Source organism: Micromonospora sp. B006, from assembly GCF_003408515.1.
Taxonomy (GTDB): Bacteria; Actinomycetota; Actinomycetes; order Mycobacteriales; family Micromonosporaceae; genus Micromonospora; species Micromonospora echinospora_A.
Genome location: NZ_CP030865.1, coordinates 4515095 through 4532520 on the forward strand (window position 1 = coordinate 4515095; position 17426 = coordinate 4532520).

Here is a 17426-nt window from a genome sequence, read left to right on the forward strand (position 1 = left end):
AGGCATGAAACTTCGCAATCGGGGTACGTGCGGGCAGCAGTGCACACGAGGGGAGCACGGGCATGGGTGGCGGCGGCCTGCGTCTGGACATGAACGCGGTGGACTACCTGATCCTCGGGCTCTACTTCGTCACGGTGCTCGGCGTCGGTTTCGCCGCCCGGCGCGCGATCCGTACCAGCGTGGACTTCTTCCTCTCCGGCCGCTCGCTTCCCGCCTGGGTCACCGGCCTGGCGTTCGTCTCGGCGAACCTGGGCGCGCTGGAGATCATCGGCATGGCCGCCAACGGCGCCCAGTACGGCATCATGACGGTCCACTACTACTGGATCGGCGCCGTGCCGGCGATGGTCTTCCTCGGCATCGTGATGATGCCGTTCTACTACGGCTCCAAGGTCCGCAGCGTCCCCGAATACCTGCGGCTGCGCTTCAACCGCCCCACCCACCTGCTCAACGCGATCAGCTTCGCGGTCGCGCAGGTGCTCATCGCGGGCGTGAACCTCTACGCGCTGGCCCTGATCATGCAGGCGCTGCTCGGCTGGCCGCTCTGGTTCGCGATCGTCGTCGGCGCGGTGATCGTGCTGGCGTACATCACCGTCGGCGGCCTCTCCGGCGCCATCTACAACGAGGTGCTCCAGTTCTTCGTGATCATCGCCGGTCTGGTGCCGATCACGGTGATCGGCCTGGTCAAGGTCGGCGGCGTGAGCGGCCTGATGGACGCCGTCCGCGACTCCAAGCTCGGCGAGGCCGGCCTGCACGCCTGGGAAGGCACCGGCAGCACCGACAACCCGCTCGGCGCGCACTGGCTGGGCATCGTGTTCGGCCTCGGCTTCGTGCTCTCCTTCGGCTACTGGACCACCAACTTCGCCGAGGTGCAGCGCGCCCTGTCCGCCCGCAACATGAGCGCCGCGCGGCGTACGCCGATCATCGCCGCGTACCCGAAGCTGCTCATCCCCGCGGTCACCGTGATCCCCGGCCTGATCGCCCTGGTCACCGTCAAAGGGCTGGGCGCCGACGAGGGCGACCTGGTCTACAACAACGCGATCCCGCTGCTCATGCGCGACCTGCTGCCCAACGGCGTGCTCGGCATCGCGGTCACCGGCCTGGTGGCCTCGTTCATGGCGGGCATGGCGGCCAACGTCAGCGGGTTCAACACCGTCTTCACGTACGACATCTGGCAGGCGTACTTCCGGCGGAACGAGTCGGACGAGCACTAGTGAAGGTGGGCCGGATCGCCACCGTGGGCGCGGTGGTGATCGGTATCGGCACCGCGTTCATCGCCGCCGGGTTCAGCAACATCATGAACTACATCCAGGCGCTCTTCTCGGTCTTCAACGCCCCACTCTTCGGCACCTTCATCATCGGCATGTTCTGGCGGCGGATGACCCCGCTGGCCGGCTTCTGGTCGCTGCTGTCCGGCACGGTCGTGGCGACCGCCACCTACCTGCTCTACAAGGGCGGCGTGATCAGCTTCAACTCGGACCTGGAGGAGAGCTTCTGGGGCGCGGGCCTGGCCTTCGCCACCGTCGCCGTGGTGGCCGCGATCGTCACGCCGCTGACCCGGCCGAAGACCGACGACCAGCTGACCGGGCTGGTGTACGGCCTCAGCGACACCACGCTCGCCGACGACTCGCTGGCCGGCGACACCGCCTGGTACCGCTCCCCGGTGCTGCTCGGCGTCGTCGCCGTGGTCCTCGCCGCCCTGTTCTACATCCCGGTCTTCTAGAGGAGGGGACGCACGCCATGACAGACGACGCGGACCGCAACTACCAGGGCGGCGAGGCGCACGACCCGCTCGTCGACGAGACCGAGGACGCCCGGGAGGCCCGCTCGGCGGCGGCCCGGCTGTTCGACATCCGCCGGGTGATCGGCGGTCTGTTCGTCGCGTACGGGCTGATCGTCGGCCTGATGGGGCTCTTCGACACGTCCGCCGAGATCGAGAAGGCGCAGGGCCTACGGATCAACCTGTGGGCCGGCGCGGCGATGCTGACCTTCGGCCTGCTGATGCTGCTCTGGCAGCGGCTGCGCCCGACCGAGACGCCGGAGCCGCGACGCGACGATGCCTGACCGTCCGCATGGCGCGGCCCGCACCGGGTACGCCCAGGGGATCAGGCGAAAGGGACAGGAGGGCAGCAGCATGACCGATCGTGACCGCGGTGGCGAGCGGCCGCTCGAGGAGACCCCCGAGGTGGCCGCTGCGGTGGACGACGACAGCACGGTGCCCCAGTTGCGCGCCGGCGGCACCGACCCGGACAACCCCACCTTCACCGAGCCCGACGGCGCGGTGCCCGACACCGGTTCGCCGAACATCATCGGTGACCCGTACGCGGCCGGGACCGGCGCGACCGGCACCGGAACGGGCGCGGCCCCGGACGGCATCCGTACCGGCGCCGAGCAGCCCTGGGAGCCGGAGGACCTGGTGATGGCCCGGGGCCAGGACATGACGCCGGAGAACCTGGAACGGGCCCGCCGCGACCTGCACGAGCTGGGCCGGGCCGCGATCGAGCGCACGGTTCCCTGACCCGGACGCCCGGGGGCCCCTGGCCGACGTGGGCGTCGACCAGGGGCCCGGGGAACCCGCGCGGGCGGTGCCTCACTCCCGCCGCCGCGGGTGGTACGGCAGCGCCTCAGGAGAGCGGCGGGTACGCGTTCTGCATCAGCTGCTGGAACTGGGCGGCGAACCACGCGCCGGAGCTCGGCGCGTCCGGCAGGGCGCCGGACATGTTGTTGCCGTTGCGGGCGTTACCGGTGTACGTCGGGTCGCACATCCGGTCGAAGCCCTTGCCCTCGTTGTTCGGGATCTCCTTGCTGGAGCCGTCCGACTCACCCGGGGGCTTCACCCAGACGTAGGCGTCGATCCCGGTCTCCGGGTTGGCCCGCGGCCGCTCGCCGAGACCCGCGCCGGCCTGGTTGCACCAGTTGCCGGTGTGGAAGCGCCGGTCGACCCGGCCGCCGTCGACGTAGGCGTCCACGCTGGTCGACGGGCCGGGGCCGGTCGGCCGGGCGGAGCCGCCCCAACCGTTGCGGGAGGTGTCGATCAGCATGCCGATGTTGCTGTCGAAGCCGATCGAGACCAGCTTCTGCCGGAACGCCTGGGCGAACGACAGCTCGTCGAGGTACTGGTTCCAGTCTGCCCACTTGGACTGCCGGACGGTCTGGCCGTTCACCGTGTCGGTGATCTTGACGTACGGCTCCTTGAGGGCGGAGTAGTTCGCCGTGTTGACGATGAAGCCCTGCACGTTGGCGACGGTGCTGCCGGATGCCACGGCGGCGGCCTTGAGCTGGTCGGCGACCGGGCCGAAGTTGCTGTCCCAGCCGATCCAGCCGTGGTGGGCGGCGTCGATGTAGTTGTAGACGTTGCCGATCGCGCCCAGCTTCGCCAGGGCGTAGCCGACACCGTTCACGTACGCGCCGTTGGCCTTCACCGTGTCACACATGACGGTGCCGCCCGCGTTGCCCGAGGTGTTGGTCACCAGGTTGGGCAGCGAGTCGATCTCGATGATGTTGACGATGCGCAGGTTCCGGTACTTCGTGTCGCCCTGGATCGCGGCGATCGGGTCGATGTACTCGGACTTGTAGCGGGGCAGCTCGTCCGGGCCCAGCTCACCGTTGGAGGCGAGCGCCGAGCAGTCGCGGCCGGGCAGGTTGTAGATGACGAACTGGATGTAGCCGGCGCCCTGGGCGAGCGCGGCGTCCAGGTGTTCACGGACGCCCATCGCGCCGTTGGAGCTGCTGTCCGGCGTGCCGTTGATGGCGGCGATCCGGTCGAGCCAGACCGCGGTCGGGTTGTTCGACACCCGGTTGCCGCCGGACACCGACTCGGCCTTGGCCTTCCACTCGGGGTTCACGTACCCCGTCACCCCGGCGTACGGGTTGTCGACCCGCTGCCCGGGCGGCGGCTGCGACGTCGGCGGGGTCGACGTCGGCGGCGTGCTCGTGGGCGGCGTGCTGGTCGGCGGGGTGCTGGTGGGCGGCGTGCTCGTCGGCGGGGTGCTGGTGGTCGGCGTGCCGCCGTTGCAGACCGTGCCGTTGAGCGTGAACTCGGTCGGCTTGGGGTTGCTGCCGCTCCAGGAGCCGTTGAAGCCGATGGTGGTGCTGGCGCCGCTGGCGAGCGCCCCGTTGTACGACTCGTTCTGCGCGGTGACGTTCTGGCCGCTCTGGGACCACCGCGCGGACCAGCCGTTCACCACCCGCTGCGAGCTGTTCGGGAAGGTGAAGCCGAGGCTCCACGAGGTGAGCGCGTCACCGATGTTCCTGATGGTCACGTTGCCGGTGAATCCACCGGGCCAGTCGCTGGTCGTATAGGTCACGCTGCACTGGGTGGCGGCCTGCGCCGCGGTGACCGGGAGGGTCACCAGTCCACCGGCTACCAGGACGCCGGCGCTGGTCAGCGCGAGCGCCCGGTTCCGGCCGGACAGCCTTCTCCACAGATTCATGCCACTGATCTCCTTGGGCGAGACCGGATCCGCGTACGGCCCGGCGCAAATGGCGGCTGCGGTCGCCCTGCGGGAACGACCGTGCGCGCCACGGGTTACTTCGGGGGACGCCCGACCCGGACGGGCGTTGGGGGTGGTGGTGCCGACCGGTCCGCAGGACCGGCCGATGGAGCCGGACGTCGGCCGGTGAACCGGCTGCCCTCGACGCCTGAGCTCGCGGTGTGGCTCCCCGAACCGCGTGCAGCGATTCTTGCATGGGAGCGCTTCCATGGCAATGCCTCGATGCGCCTCGGGCCCACCCTACCGCTCGCCCCGAGCCCGCCCCACCAACCGCCGCGCCCACCGCCCGCCCGGGCCCCGCCCACCAACCGGCGCGCCCCACCAGCCGGTACGCCCCACCAGCCCGCCCGCCGCACTCACCCCACGCACCGCGCGCCTCACCAGCCGGCCCGCCGCACAGCCGGCCCGCCGCACTCAACCCACCCACCGCGCGCCTCACCAGCCGGCCCGCCGCACTCAATCCACCCACCGGTGCACCATCGACCCGCCGCGTTCGCCCCATCCACCGGTGCGCCGTCGGCCCGCCGCGCTCGTCCTCATCCACCTACGACCCCCCGTCCGCGGGGCGACGCCGGACCGCGGCCGGCACCAGCGCGGCGGCACCCGGCCCAGGCCGGGCTCGCCGGCGACCGCTCCCGCGGGCACACCCCACCTCGCCGCGCCCACCCTCACGCCGGGCGGCGGACCGCCCGACCTGGGTGGAACGCCATGGGTGCCAAAACGGCCCGATGACACCCATGACGTTCCACCCACCGGCGGAGGCGCGCTCCGCCTCCGACCGTCCGGAACGGGACGGGCGGATCGGCGGCAGCGGCAGCGGCAGCGGCAGCGGCAGCGGCAGCGGCAGCGGCAGGGAAAGGGGATGACGGGAACCGCACGAGCGGGATCCGCGTCACGGGGTCGCCAAAGCGGGCCGATCGGCGCGTGGCGTCGGGGACAGCGCGGACGGCGCCTGACCTCGACAAACTCCTAAAAGCGAATCTTTCCCCGGATAAGTCGCGAAAAGGTCTAACGTCGGCCTTAGCTCGACTGACGTCGGGCTCAGGACGAAACAGGGATGGAGACGCTGGTCATGGCTAAGAAGATGCTCGGGAAGGTGGTCGCGGGCGCTGCCCTTGGCGGCGCCGGCCTTCTCGTGTTCACCCCGGGATTGGCCTTCGCGGGCGGGCACGACGAGGGCAAGGTCATCACCAAGCCGCACGTGGTGAAGGCCGGGGACACCGTCGAACTGCTCGCGATCTGCTCGGAGCCGCAGAAGCACGCCACGGTCTGGTCGAAGGTGACCGGCAAGGTCGACCTGCACCCGGCCCGTGACGGCGAGCACGGCGACTGGGCCGACCGCGGCGGCGACTGGGGCGGCGACGAGGACTGGGGCTGGGACGACAAGGGCCCGGACGGCAAGGACGAGCACAGCAAGGGCCCGGACGGCAAGGACGAGCACGGCAAGGACGAGCACAGCAAGGGCCCGGACGGCAAGGACGAGCACGGCAAGGACGACCACGGCAAGGGCCCGGACGGCAAGGACGAGCAGGGCAAGGGTCCGGACGGCCGCGGTGAGCCGGGCGGGGACGGACACGGCCCGGGCGGGAACGCCCCAGGTGGCAACGGGCCCGGCGGGAACGGGCCCGGCGGGGACGGCATGCCGCAGCCTCCGGCGAACCAGCCTCAGCCGCCGGCCGGCCAGCCGGGCGGGCAGCCGCAGCCGGGTGGCCAGGGCGCCGGCACGGCCGTCGACCCGGGCGACTGGCAGGGGCACGACGAGTACGGCCAGGACGCCGAGCCGGGCTGGGAGAAGGAGAAGCCGGGCGCGCCGGACTGGACCAGGGACGCGCACGGCCCCGACGGCAAGGACCGGTACGGCAAGGACGCCAAGGACGAGCACGGCAAGGACGACCGTGGCGGCCGGCCGGACGACAAGGGCAAGGATGGCAAGGACGGCAAGGACGGCAAGGACGGCAAGGACGGCAAGGACGAGCACAGCTCCTGGCAGGACGGCAAGGACGACTGGCAGGACGGCAAGGACGGCTGGCAGGCGAGCGGAGGCGCCTGGCAGGACGACAAGAGCGACTACGGCAAGGACGCCGAGCGCGACTACGGCAAGGACGACAAGGGCGACTACGGCAAGGACGGCTGGGAGCACGGGAAGGACTTCGTCTACTACGGCGAGGCCACCGTCTCGCACGACGCCCGGCCGGGCCGGTACGAGCTGAAGGGCTCCTGCGGCGAGGGTGAGCTGGTGGTCCTGCCGCGCGGCGGGGTCGACGGCGGTGACGGTGGCATGGCGAGCACCGGTGTGGACCGCAACCTCGCCACCGGTGGGGCGGGCATGATCGGCGCCGCGGCGCTGGGCGGCCTGGTGCTGCTGCGTCGGCGGCGGGCCGGTGAGCTGGTCTGACCGGACGACGACCCGGGCCGGCGGCCGTCACGGGAGACCGTGGCGTGCCGTCGGCGCGGCCGTCGTCGTCCTGCTCGCCATGGTGGGAGCGGGTTTGGTCGGCGCGTCCGTCCGGACCGTCCCGTCGTCGCCCACCCCGCCGCAGCCGCTCGGGCAGGCGGGTCCGGTCGCGACCGGCCCGCTGACCGATCCGGACGGCGCCTACGCCGACCCGGACGCCGGAGGGGAGCCCACGTCCGACGTGACAGGGCAGGCCGTCCCGGGCGCCGAAGGGCAACAGACATCGGCCGCCGGAGGCGGATCAGCGCCGGCCACCGCCGCACAACCCGCACCGGGCGCCGCCGGGCAACCGGTGCCGGGCGGCAACGGGCCGACGCCCTCCGGCCAGGGCACCCCGGCCGTGGCCGGCCCCGCCCCGCTGCCCCGGTCCGCGCCGACGACCATCTCGATCCCCCGCATCGGGGTGCAGGCCGAGATCATGTCGCTCGGCACGAATCCGGACGGCACGGTCCAGGTGCCCCCGCTGGACCAGGCCATGAAGGCCGGCTGGTACTCCCCCGGCGCCAGTCCGGGCGAGGCCGGCAACGCGGTGATCGTGGGCCACGTCGACTCCGCCCAGCTCGGCCCGGCGGTGTTCTTCAACCTCGGCGCGCTGGTGCCCGGCGACACGATAGTGGTCACCCGGCAGGACGGCAGGGCCGCCACGTTCACGGTGCGCGAGGTCGGGTCGTACCCGAAGACCGCCTTTCCCGCCGCGCAGGTCTACGGCCCGTCGGCCGTGCCCGCCCTGCGCGTGGTGACCTGCGGCGGGGTGTTCGACCGGACGGCCGGAAGCTACCTGAACAACATCGTTGTCTACGCCCCGAGGACCGGGTGAGGGCGGAGACGGCCGTGGCCCGGTGGTCGGTTCCCCGACCACCGGGCCACGCTCGGTTGAACGGTCAGGCCGCCGCCGAGGTCCGGACCAGGGTACGGATCTGGCGCAGCAGCACCGACAGCGCGGACAGGTCGGCGCGGGACTCGTCGAACTCCCCCATCGCCCGGTGCGCCCGGTGGATCGAGGTGGCGTTCGCCTGCTCCCATTCCTGCACCCGCTCCACCGGTGGCACGTCGTCCGGGGTGGAGCCGAGCACCTCGGCGGTGAGCGCGGCCAGCGCGGCGTACAGGTCGTAGCGCAGCGCCATCCGGGCCAGCGTCTGCCACCGGTCCTCGCGCGGCAGCAGGGAGATCTTCGACAGCAGCGCGTCCACCCGGAACCGGTCGGAGAGCACGAAGTAGACCGAGGCCACCTCGCCCACGTCCCGCCCGGTCGCCTGTGCCGTCTCGACGATGTCGAGCAGACCGAAGCTGTACATCAGGCGGGTCGCCTGCTCGGCCAGGTCACGCGGCAGCCCTCGGTCGACGAGCGACTCGATGTGCGCCGCGATGGCCTCCCGCTCGGTGCCCCAGAACCTGTTTTCCAGGTCCGGCAGGAGCCGGGCCACACCGTCGCGCAGCCGGGCGATCTCCGCCGGCACGTCGATCGGCGAGCGGCGGTTGGTGACCAGCCAGCGCACCGCGCGGTCGAGCAGCCGCCGGGTGTCCAGGTAGACGGCGGTCTGCAACTCGGGCGAGACCTTGTTGTCCAGCGCCTCGACCGCGTCCCAGAGGTCACGCAGTCCGAACACCTCGCGGACCACCACGTACGCCCGGAGCACGTCCGCCGCGGAGGCGGCCGTCTCCTCGACCACCCGGAACACGAACGAGATGCCGCCCCGGTTGATGGCCTCGTTGACCAGGACCGTGGTGACGATGTCCCGGCGCAGCCGGTGCCGGCCCATCCGGTCGGCGAAACGCTGCCGCAGCGGCGTCGGGAAGTAGTTGACCAGGATGTCGGTCGTCCACTCCTCGTCCGCCAGGCCCTCGCCGACGATCTCGCGCTCCAGCACGATCTTGACGTACGCGAGCACCACCGCGAACTCCGGCGGGGTCAGCCCGGTCTCGGTGCGGACCGCCAGTTCCTCGTCCGACGGCAGCGCCTCCAGCGCCCGGTTCAGCGCGCCGGACCGCTCCAGGTCGTTGATCATCCGCCGGTGCACGGGGAGCAGCGAGGCTGCCTGGGCCTGGGCGTTGTTGAGCGCCCGCGCCTGGTCGTAGTTGTCCCGCAGCACCAGCTCGGCGACCTCGTCGGTCATCCGGGCCAGCAGCTCGTCGCGCTCCGGCCGGTCCAGCTCCCCGTCGGCCACCGCCGTGTTGAGCAGGATCTTGATGTTGACCTCGTGGTCGGAGCAGTCCACCCCGGCCGCGTTGTCGATGAAGTCGGTGTAGATGCGGCCGCCGGTCGCTGCGTACTCGATCCGGCCCTGCTGGGTGAAGCCCAGGTTGCCGCCCTCGCCGACCACCCGGCAGCGCAGGCTCTTGCCGTCCACCCGGATGGCGTCGTTCGACTTGTCGCCGACCTCGGCGTTGGTCTGGCTGGACGCCTTGACGTAGGTGCCGATGCCGCCGTTCCAGAACAGGTCGACCGGCGCGGTGAGGATCGCCTTCATCAGCTCCTGCGGGCTGAGCTGCGTGACGTCCTCGTCGAGCCCGAGCACCGCGCGGACCTGCGGCGTGATCGGCACCGACTTGGCGGTACGCGGGTGCACGCCGCCGCCTTCGGAGATCAGCTCGCTGTCGTAGTCCTCCCACGACGAGCGGGGCAGGTCGAACAGCCGCTTGCGTTCCTGGAAGGAACGGGCCGAGTCCGGGTCCGGGTCGAGGAAGATGTGCCGGTGGTCGAACGCGGCCACCAGCCGGATGTGCTTCGACAGCAGCATCCCGTTGCCGAACACGTCGCCGGACATGTCGCCGACGCCGACCACCGTGAAGTCCTGCGTCTGGGTGTCGTGTCCCAGCTCCCGGAAGTGCCGCTTCACCGACTCCCAGGCGCCCCGGGCGGTGATGCCCATCTTCTTGTGGTCGTAGCCGGCCGAGCCACCGGAGGCGAACGCGTCGCCGAGCCAGAAGCTGTGCGCCTCGGAGATCTCGTTGGCGATGTCGGAGAACGTCGCCGTGCCCTTGTCGGCGGCCACCACCAGGTACGGGTCGTCGCCGTCGTGCCGGACCACGTCCTCGGGCGGCACGATCTCGCCGCTGACGATGTTGTCGGTGACGTCCAGCAGCGCGGAGATGAACTCCTTGTAGCAGGCCACCGCCTCGTCCCGGTCGCCCGGCTTCTGCTTGAGCACGAAGCCGCCCTTGGCGCCGACCGGCACGATCACGGCGTTCTTGACCATCTGCGCCTTGACCAGGCCGAGCACCTCGGTCCGGAAGTCCTCGCGCCGGTCGGACCAGCGCAGGCCGCCGCGGGCCACCGGCCCGTACCGCAGGTGCACGCCCTCGAACCGGGGCGAGTAGACGAAGATCTCGAACTTGGGTCGCGGCGCCGGCAGGTCCGGGATGGCCTGCGGGTCCAGCTTGAACGCCACGTACGCCTTGGGCCGCCCGCCCACCGGCTTCTGGTAGAAGCTGGTGCGCAGCGTGGCCTGGATCAGCGTCAGGTACGCCCGCAGGATGCGGTCCTGGTCGAGGCTGGCCACCTCGTCCAGCGCCTCGCCGATCGCGTCGACCAGCTCACCGCTGCGCTGCCGGCGCTCGTCCAGCGTGGTCGCGCCCGGGGCGAACCGGGTCTCGAACAGCTTCACCAGCAGTTCCGCGATCTGCGGGTAGGCGATGAACGTCTGCTCCATGTACTCCTGGGAGAACACGGTGCCGGCCTGCCGCAGGTACTTCGCGTACGCGCGCAGCACGACGACCTGCCGCCAGGTGAGTCCGGCGCGCAGCACCAGCTCGTTGAAGCCGTCCACCTCGGCCTCGCCCCGCCAGGCGGCGGCGAAGGCGTTCTCCACGTGCGGGCGCACCTCGGCCAGGTCCTGGTGCCGCTCGGGCAGCTCCAGACCGAAGTCGTAGAGCCAGATCCGGCCGTCGACGCGCTCCACCTCGTACGGGTGCTCGTCGACCACCTTCACGCCGAGCGAGTGCAGCACCGGCAGCACGGCGGAGAGCATCATCGGCTCGCCGTACCGGTAGACCTTGAACCGCACGTCCATCGCCTCGTCGGCGTCGGCGGCGCGGCCCGCGTACGGACGCGGCGGCGCCTGCTTGCGGAACAGGTGCATCTCCAGCTGGCCGGGCTCCTCCAGCAGCTCCAGCTTCGCCAGGTCCTTCATCGCCTCGTACGGCGTGTGCCCGTCCTTGTAGCCCTCCGGGAACGCGTCGGCGTACCGGGCGAACAGGTGCTTGGCCTGCTCGTCGCCGAGCTTGCGCTCCAGCACCAGCCGGTAGTCGTCGTCCCAGAGGCGGGTCGCGTCGGCCAGCTCCTCGGCGAGCAGGTCGGCGTCGATCTCACCGGGCGGGTTGTTCGGGTCGGTACGCACGATGAAGTGCACCCGGGCCAGCATCGACTCGGTCACCCGCGTGGTGTAGTCGACGCCGACGCCGTTCAGCTCGCGCAGCAGGATGTCCTGCATGCGCAGCCGGTTCTGCGTGGTGAACCGGTCCCGCGGCAGGTAGATCAGGCACGAGATGAACCGCCCGTACGCGTCCCGGCGCAGGAACACCCGCAGTTGCCGGCGGCCCGCCATCCGCAGTACGCCGATCACCGCGTGGTACAGGTCGTCGGTCTTGATCTGGAACAGCTCGTCGCGCGGGTACGTCTCCAGGATCTGCAACAGGTCCTTGCCGGAGTGGCTGCGCAGGCTCAGGCCCGAGCGGTCCAGCACCTCGGCGACCTTGCGCCGGACCACCGGCAGCTCCTGCACGCTGGTCCGGTACGCGGCGGTGGAGAACAGGCCGAGGAAACGCCGCTCCCCGACCACCTCACCGGCCTCGTTGAAGATCTTGAAGCCGATGTAGTCGAGGTAGGCCGACCGGTGCACAGTGGCACGCGAGTTGGCCTTGGTGATGATGAGCAGGCGCTTCTCCAGCACCTTCTCGTGCGCCTCGGGCGTCATCGAGTTCAGCGACCGGGCCTCCGGCGAGTCGGAGCGCAGAATGCCCAGCCCGGTGCCGAGCACCGCCTCCAGGGCCTGCCCGCCGCCGCGCGCGCCGTCGGTGTCGACCAGGCGGTACTCCCGGTAGCCGAGGAACGTGAAGTGGTCGTGCGCGAGCCAGCGGAGCAGCTCCACCGAGTCGGTGATGTCCTTCTCCGGCACCGGCGGGCGATTGTCCGACGTCCGGGCGGCGGCCAGCTCGTCGGCGAGGGCGAGCGCCCGCTGCCGCATCTTGGGCCAGTCCTCGACCGCCTCGCGCACATCGGTGAGCACCCGCTGCAACTCGCGGCGCAGCGCCTCCCGTTCGGCCGGGTCACGGATCGGGTCGATCTCGATCCGCATCCAGCTCTCGACCAGGTCACCGGCGATGGCGTCGTCCGGCTCCACGTCCGCGGAGACCTCGGTGAGCCGGCCGAGCGGCTCGCGCCGCACCACGACCAGCGGGTGCACCAGCAGGTGCACGTCGAGGTGACGGGAGTTCAGCAGGGCGGTCACCGAGTCGACCAGGAACGGCATGTCGTCCGTGACGATCTCGACGACCGTGTGGTGCTGCTCGGCGTCCGGCTCGTGGATGCGCAGCTTCAGCTCGCCCGGAACGCGCTGCTGGGCCAGGTCCCGGTGCGCCCGGGCCGCCTCCAGCATCTCCTCGGCCGTGAAGCCGATCAGCTCCTCGTCCGGCGCGAACCGCCAGAAGCGGTCGACGAGTGTCGCCGCGTCGTGGTCGTCGCCGGCGAGCGCGACCGCCTGGGCGACCAGCCGCTCCGCGTTGGGAACGGGCTCGTCCAGCTCGGCGTCCTCCGACTCGTCACCCAGCGCCTGCGTCGGCAGGCCCAGGTCGTAGAGGGTGTCGATGCTGGAACCGGTCATCCCGGTCACTCCTGTGTCGAGACGGCTGAAACCGTCCCCGTCGGTCGCCGAATCGAAGCTGTCGTCGTCGTCCCGGCCGGTGTCAGCCTGCCGGAGGTCGGGTCCCGGTTTGATCGCCGGACGCCGGTCCATCGGTGCCACTCCCCTCGACCCACCGCACTGTGGGTCACTCTGCCGCCCAGCCTAGGCCCTACCGCGCGGTACCTCCCGCGGCGGACCACTGGCCGGACGTCCGGATCGGGACTCTGTCCTTTCACCCGTTGCGGGTCCGTGGTCGGCCGCCCGCGGAGTACCCCGACTGGCGATGTTCATCACACTGCCACAGAGGGCTTTCCGCGCTGCCGGAGGCCGTGGCGGGGCGGTGGCGAGCGCCGGGCCGTACTAGCGTGCAGGGCAGTTGAGCACCGGAGGGACTGCTTCATGCCCGTGTCGTACCCCGTCCGCCCCCGTCGCCACACCCGCCGTCGCCTTCTCGCAGGGCTGGCCGCCGTCCTGGTCACAGCGGGCGCGCTGACCGGATGCTCCGGGGACGACGGCCCGGAAACGGCCGTCGAGGCGTTCCTCGGCGGCTGGCGCTCCGGCGACCTGCAGGCCGTCGGCTTCATCCAGCCGACCGGCGGGCGGGTGCCGGCCGGCGAGGTGGCCAAGCAGCTCCAGGCGCTCGCCGGTGAGCTGGCCGCCAACCCGCCGGAGCTGAGCCGGACCGGCGAGATCACCACCAAGGGCGACGTCGCCACCGCCCGGGTCAAGGTGAGCTGGGCGCTGCCCGGCGGCGCCCGCTGGGCCTACGAGAATCCGGTACGCCTCAAGCGCGGCGGCGACGACCAGTGGCAGGTGATCTGGGAACCGGCTGTGGTGCACGAGAAGCTGGAGGACGGCGACCGGATCGCGCTGCGGCGGGAGCCCGCCCAGCGCGCCGGTGTGCTGGACGCCGCCGGCCAGCCGATCGTCGCGCCGCGCCCGGTGGTCCGGGTCCAGGTCGTCCCCGGCGAGATCGACGACGTCCCGGGCCTGATCCGGAAGCTGGACACCGCGTTCAAGGCGATCCGCCCCGCGCTCAGCCCGCCGGTCGACCTCGGCGACCTGCCCAAGCGACTCAAGGAGGCCAAACCGGACGCGCGCGTCGATGTGGTGACGCTTCGCGACGAGGCGTACCGGCAGATCAAGCCGCGCATCTACGAGCTGCCCGGCACCCGGTTCGAGTCGGAGCAGCTCCTGCTGGCGCCGACCCGCGAGTTCGCCCGGGCGCTGCTCGGCTCCGTCGACCAGGCCACCGCCGACGACCTCCAGGCCCACCCCGAGCGGTACGCGCGCGGCGACCTGGTCGGCCACGGCGGCCTCCAGGGGCGGTACGACGAGCGGCTGCGCGGCGTCACCGGCGTCACCGTGATCACCGAGCGGACCACGCCGGAGGGCAAGGTGGAGCCGACCGGCACGGAACTGTTCCGCAACGACCCGAAGCCCGGTCAGCCGGTGAAGACCACCATCGACGTGGCCACCCAGAACGCGGCCGACGCCGCGCTGCGTGGGCAGACCCGCCGCTCCGCGCTGGTGGCGCTGCGGATCAGCGACGGCGCCGTGCTGGCCGCCGCGAACGGTCCCGGGCCGGCCGGCGAGAACCTCGCCTTCACCGCCCAGGTTCCGCCCGGCTCGACATTCAAGATGGTCAGCGCGCTCGGCCTGCTCGACCGGGGCGCGGTGACCCCGCAGACCACTGTGAACTGCCCGAAGGCGGCGACGGTCGAGGGCCGCAGCTTCAAGAACTCGGACAATTTCGAGCTGGGCGCGGTGCCGTTCGCCACCGACTTCGCCAAGTCCTGCAACACCGCGTTCGTGGCGCTGGCGCCGAAGCTCGGCCCGGACGGGCTGGCGCAGGCCGGCCGTACGCTCGGCCTGGAGGCCGCGTGGGATCTCGGCGCGGACGCGTTCACCGGCAAGGTCTCCGCCAACGGCTCGGCCACCGAGCAGGCCGCCGCCGCGATCGGCCAGGGCACCACGCTGGTGAGCCCGCTGGCCATGGCGAGCGCCACCGCAGCAGTGGCCCGGGGCAAGTTCGAGCAGCCCAAGCTGCTGCTCGACCCGGCGCCGGCCAAGGCCGCGCCGGCTGGCGAGGCGCTCAAGCCGGAGTCGGTGGCGGCGCTGAAGTCGATGATGCGCGGGGTGGTCACCTCGGGCAGCGGCAGCGCGCTGGCCGACGTGCCGGGCGAGCCGGTGCACGGCAAGACCGGCACCGCGGAGTACGACAACAACCCGGCGAACACGCACGCCTGGTTCGTCGGGTGGCAGGGTGACGTGGCCTTCGCCGTCTTCGTCGAGCAGGGCGGGGCGGGTTCCAAGGTGGCGGCGCCGATCGCCGAGAAGTTCCTGCGCGGCCTGGCCGCGAGCTGAGGCGTACCGGTCAGGCGATGTCGATGCCGGAGCGGGCCGGGTCCGGCTCGTCTCCGGCGGGCGCCCGGCGCAGCAGGCCGGGCCCCAGCGGGTCGGTGCCGAGGTCGTCGACGGCGCCGTCGGAGGTCGGGTCGGGGCCGATCGGCTCCACCGCCACCGCCGGGGCCGGTACTGCTGCCGGGGCGGGCAGCGGCTCGGGCGCCGGTCGGCTGTCCGCGGCCCGGGGCGCGGGCGCGACCGGCCCGGCCGGCAGCAGCCGGGGCGGCACCGCTCCCGGCGCGACGACCGGGGCGAGCCCGGCCACCACCGTGTTGACGATCTCGGCCGCGTACGCCCCGTCCGGGTCGTAGTCGGGGTCGAAGACGGTCAGCTCGACGCCGAGGCAGTGCGGGGTGTCGACCAGCCCGGCCAGCAGGATCTCCAGCTCGGCGAAGGCGATGCCACCGGGGTCGGGCGCGTCCACGGCGGGCATCACCGCCGGGTCGAGCACGTCGACGTCGATGTGCACCCAGTAGCCGGCGCAGTCGACGAGCTGCTCGTGCGCCCACTGGGCGGTACGGGCGGCGCCCTCGGCGCGCAGCGCCGGCACCGGCCGGGTGGTGATGCCGGCGGCCTGCAGGTCGAGGCGGTACTCGTCCTGCGCGCGGATGCCGAGCACCACCACGTCGATGTCCCGGAAGTAGGGCCGCCGGCCCTCGATGGCGGCCAGGTCGGGCTGCCCCCGCCCGGTGACCAGCGCCAGGTCCTCCCCGGCGGCCGCGCCGACGTAGGAGGCGTTGCCGGGGTGCCGGAAGTCGGAGTGGCCGTCGACGAAGACCAGGCCGATCCGCCCGCCGACCGCCTCGCCGAGACGGTGCATGGCCAGCCCGGAGCCGAGCAGCACCGAGCAGTCCCCGCCGAGCACCAGCGGGAACTCGCCCCGGTCGATGATCGCGCCGATCCGGTCGGCGAGCGCCAGCGAGTACGCGGAGATCTCCGGCGCGTGGCAGACGCCGTCGCCGGGCCGCCAGTCCCCCGGGTCGTACCGGGGCGGGGTCAGGCAGCCGGCGTCGCGGGCGCGCAGCCGGGCGAGCAGGCCGTGGTCGCGCAGCGCGCCCGGCGCCTTGCCGCACCCGGGCACGGAGCTGGCGGTGGGCGGGCGCAGTCCGAGGTTCGTCGGCGCGTCGAGGACGGCGATCCGGCGCATCATGGGCTCCCGTCCTCGGAGGTCGGGCGGGCCGGCGGTGCGCCGGCCCGCGCGGGTTGACTCAGAACAGCGCGCTGGCCAGGGCGCGTCGGGCGGACGCCACGGCGGGGTCGTCCGGGCCGGCGATGGTGAACAGGCCGAGCAGGTGCTGGCGTACCCGGTCCCGGTCGTCCCCGGCGGTGCGCCGCACAAGGCCGACGAGCCGCTTGTACGCCTGGTCGGCGAGGCCGCTGAGCACCTCGATGTCGGCGGCCAGCAGCTGGGCGTCCACGTCGTCCGGGGCGGCGGCCGCGGCGTCCAGCGCCGCCTGCGGGTCCGCGCCGGAGACCCGGCGGGCCAGCCCGACCTGCGCCAGGCCCGCCTCCGCCGCCGCGTCGGCCGGGGACTCGGCCAGGATCTTCCGGTACGCCGCCTCGGCGGCGTCGAGGTCGCCGCTCATCAGCGCGTCGTCGGCGGCGTCGAGACGCGGGTCCTCCGGCTCGGCCACCGTGACGCCACCGGCCTTGAGCACGGCCTGGAGCCACTGTCGCAACTGCGACTCCGGCACCGGTCCGGGGAAGGCGTCGATCGGGCGGCCGCCAACGATGGCGTACGTGGTGGGCAGCGCCTGGAGCTGGAACATCTGTGCGAGCCGCGGCTGCTGCTGCACGTCGACCCGGGCCAGCAGCCACGCTCCGCCGCCCTCGGCGGCCAGCTTCTCCAGCACCGGGGCGAACTGGTCGCTCTCCGGGTAGCCGGCGGCGCCGAAGAAGACCACAACCGGTGTGGTGAGCGAGCGTTCGAGCACCTCGGACTGGATGTTCGCCTCGGTCACGTCGATCACGGCGGCGGAGCCGGCGGGGCTGCCCGGCAGCCCGGCGGGTGTGCCGCCCGGAGACGGTGTGGCGGTGGAGGTGTCGGCAGGTGCGGGGGTGCGCAGCGCGCTGAGGTCGACCGCGCCGCGGGTGAAGATCGACGAGGTGATCCGTGGGTCGCTCATGGTTGTCTAGTCTCGCACGTACCCCACGGATCTCCGACCAGCCGCGACGGCGACAGTCACCACTCTCCCCCAGCTCAGCCCGCCCGTAAGGAAGGGCCCCTTATTAACG

At 72.3% G+C, this 17426-nt stretch carries 10 protein-coding genes and 1 pseudogene; 7 read left to right on the forward strand and 4 right to left on the reverse strand.

Annotation, left to right across the window (positions count from 1 at the left end; all coding sequences use genetic code 11):
* Positions 1 to 62 precede the first annotated feature (62 nt).
* From MicB006_RS20270 to MicB006_RS20280, 3 genes and pseudogenes are all read left to right on the forward strand, one after another.
* Positions 63 to 1720: pseudogene (locus tag MicB006_RS20270) on the forward strand (sodium:solute symporter family protein).
* 17 nt (positions 1721 to 1737) lie between these two features.
* The gene (locus MicB006_RS20275) at positions 1738 to 2061 is read left to right on the forward strand and encodes a hypothetical protein (RefSeq protein WP_116508203.1); all 324 of its coding nucleotides are present in this window, start codon (positions 1738 to 1740) and stop codon (positions 2059 to 2061) included.
* Positions 2062 to 2131: 70 nt separating this feature from the next.
* Complete coding sequence (locus tag MicB006_RS20280) at positions 2132 to 2515, forward strand: hypothetical protein (RefSeq protein ID WP_073830568.1); 384 nt, start codon at positions 2132 to 2134, stop codon at positions 2513 to 2515.
* A 106-nt stretch (positions 2516 to 2621) separates the two neighbouring features.
* Here the strand turns inward: MicB006_RS20280 and MicB006_RS20285 are convergent, their stop codons facing one another.
* On the reverse strand, positions 2622 to 4430 hold the full coding sequence (locus MicB006_RS20285) for a glycoside hydrolase family 6 protein (protein WP_116508205.1): 1809 nt from the start codon (positions 4428 to 4430) through the stop codon (positions 2622 to 2624).
* Positions 4431 to 5218: 788 nt separating this feature from the next.
* On the opposite strand from MicB006_RS20285, the gene MicB006_RS31840 reads away from it, so the two are divergent.
* From MicB006_RS31840 to MicB006_RS20295, 3 genes are all read left to right on the forward strand, one after another.
* On the forward strand, positions 5219 to 5356 hold the full coding sequence (locus tag MicB006_RS31840) for a hypothetical protein (RefSeq protein WP_161565935.1): 138 nt from the start codon (positions 5219 to 5221) through the stop codon (positions 5354 to 5356).
* Between the two features lie 191 nt (positions 5357 to 5547).
* Positions 5548 to 6885, forward strand: coding sequence for a hypothetical protein (locus tag MicB006_RS20290; RefSeq protein WP_116508207.1), 1338 nt, complete (start codon positions 5548 to 5550; stop codon positions 6883 to 6885).
* Positions 6872 to 7762 carry a class F sortase gene (locus MicB006_RS20295; protein ID WP_192900110.1) on the forward strand — a complete coding sequence of 297 codons (891 nt, stop codon included), beginning with the start codon at positions 6872 to 6874 and terminating at the stop codon, positions 7760 to 7762. Before MicB006_RS20290 ends, MicB006_RS20295 begins: the two co-directional genes overlap by 14 nt.
* A gap of 64 nt (positions 7763 to 7826) precedes the next feature.
* Here the strand turns inward: MicB006_RS20295 and MicB006_RS20300 are convergent, their stop codons facing one another.
* Positions 7827 to 12896, reverse strand: coding sequence for an NAD-glutamate dehydrogenase (locus MicB006_RS20300; RefSeq protein ID WP_116508209.1), 5070 nt, complete (start codon positions 12894 to 12896; stop codon positions 7827 to 7829).
* 288 nt (positions 12897 to 13184) lie between these two features.
* Between MicB006_RS20300 and MicB006_RS20305 the strand changes: the two genes are divergently transcribed.
* The gene (locus MicB006_RS20305; protein ID WP_116508211.1) at positions 13185 to 15152 is read left to right on the forward strand and encodes a penicillin-binding transpeptidase domain-containing protein; all 1968 of its coding nucleotides are present in this window, start codon (positions 13185 to 13187) and stop codon (positions 15150 to 15152) included.
* A 10-nt stretch (positions 15153 to 15162) separates the two neighbouring features.
* Here MicB006_RS20305 and MicB006_RS20310 read toward each other — a convergent pair whose 3' ends face one another.
* Entirely contained in the window at positions 15163 to 16341 is a 1179-nt protein-coding gene (locus tag MicB006_RS20310; protein WP_116508213.1) for an arginase family protein, read from the reverse strand.
* Positions 16342 to 16399: 58 nt separating this feature from the next.
* Entirely contained in the window at positions 16400 to 17317 is a 918-nt protein-coding gene (locus MicB006_RS20315) for a tetratricopeptide repeat protein (RefSeq protein WP_073830562.1), read from the reverse strand.
* Positions 17318 to 17426: the final 109 nt, after the last annotated feature.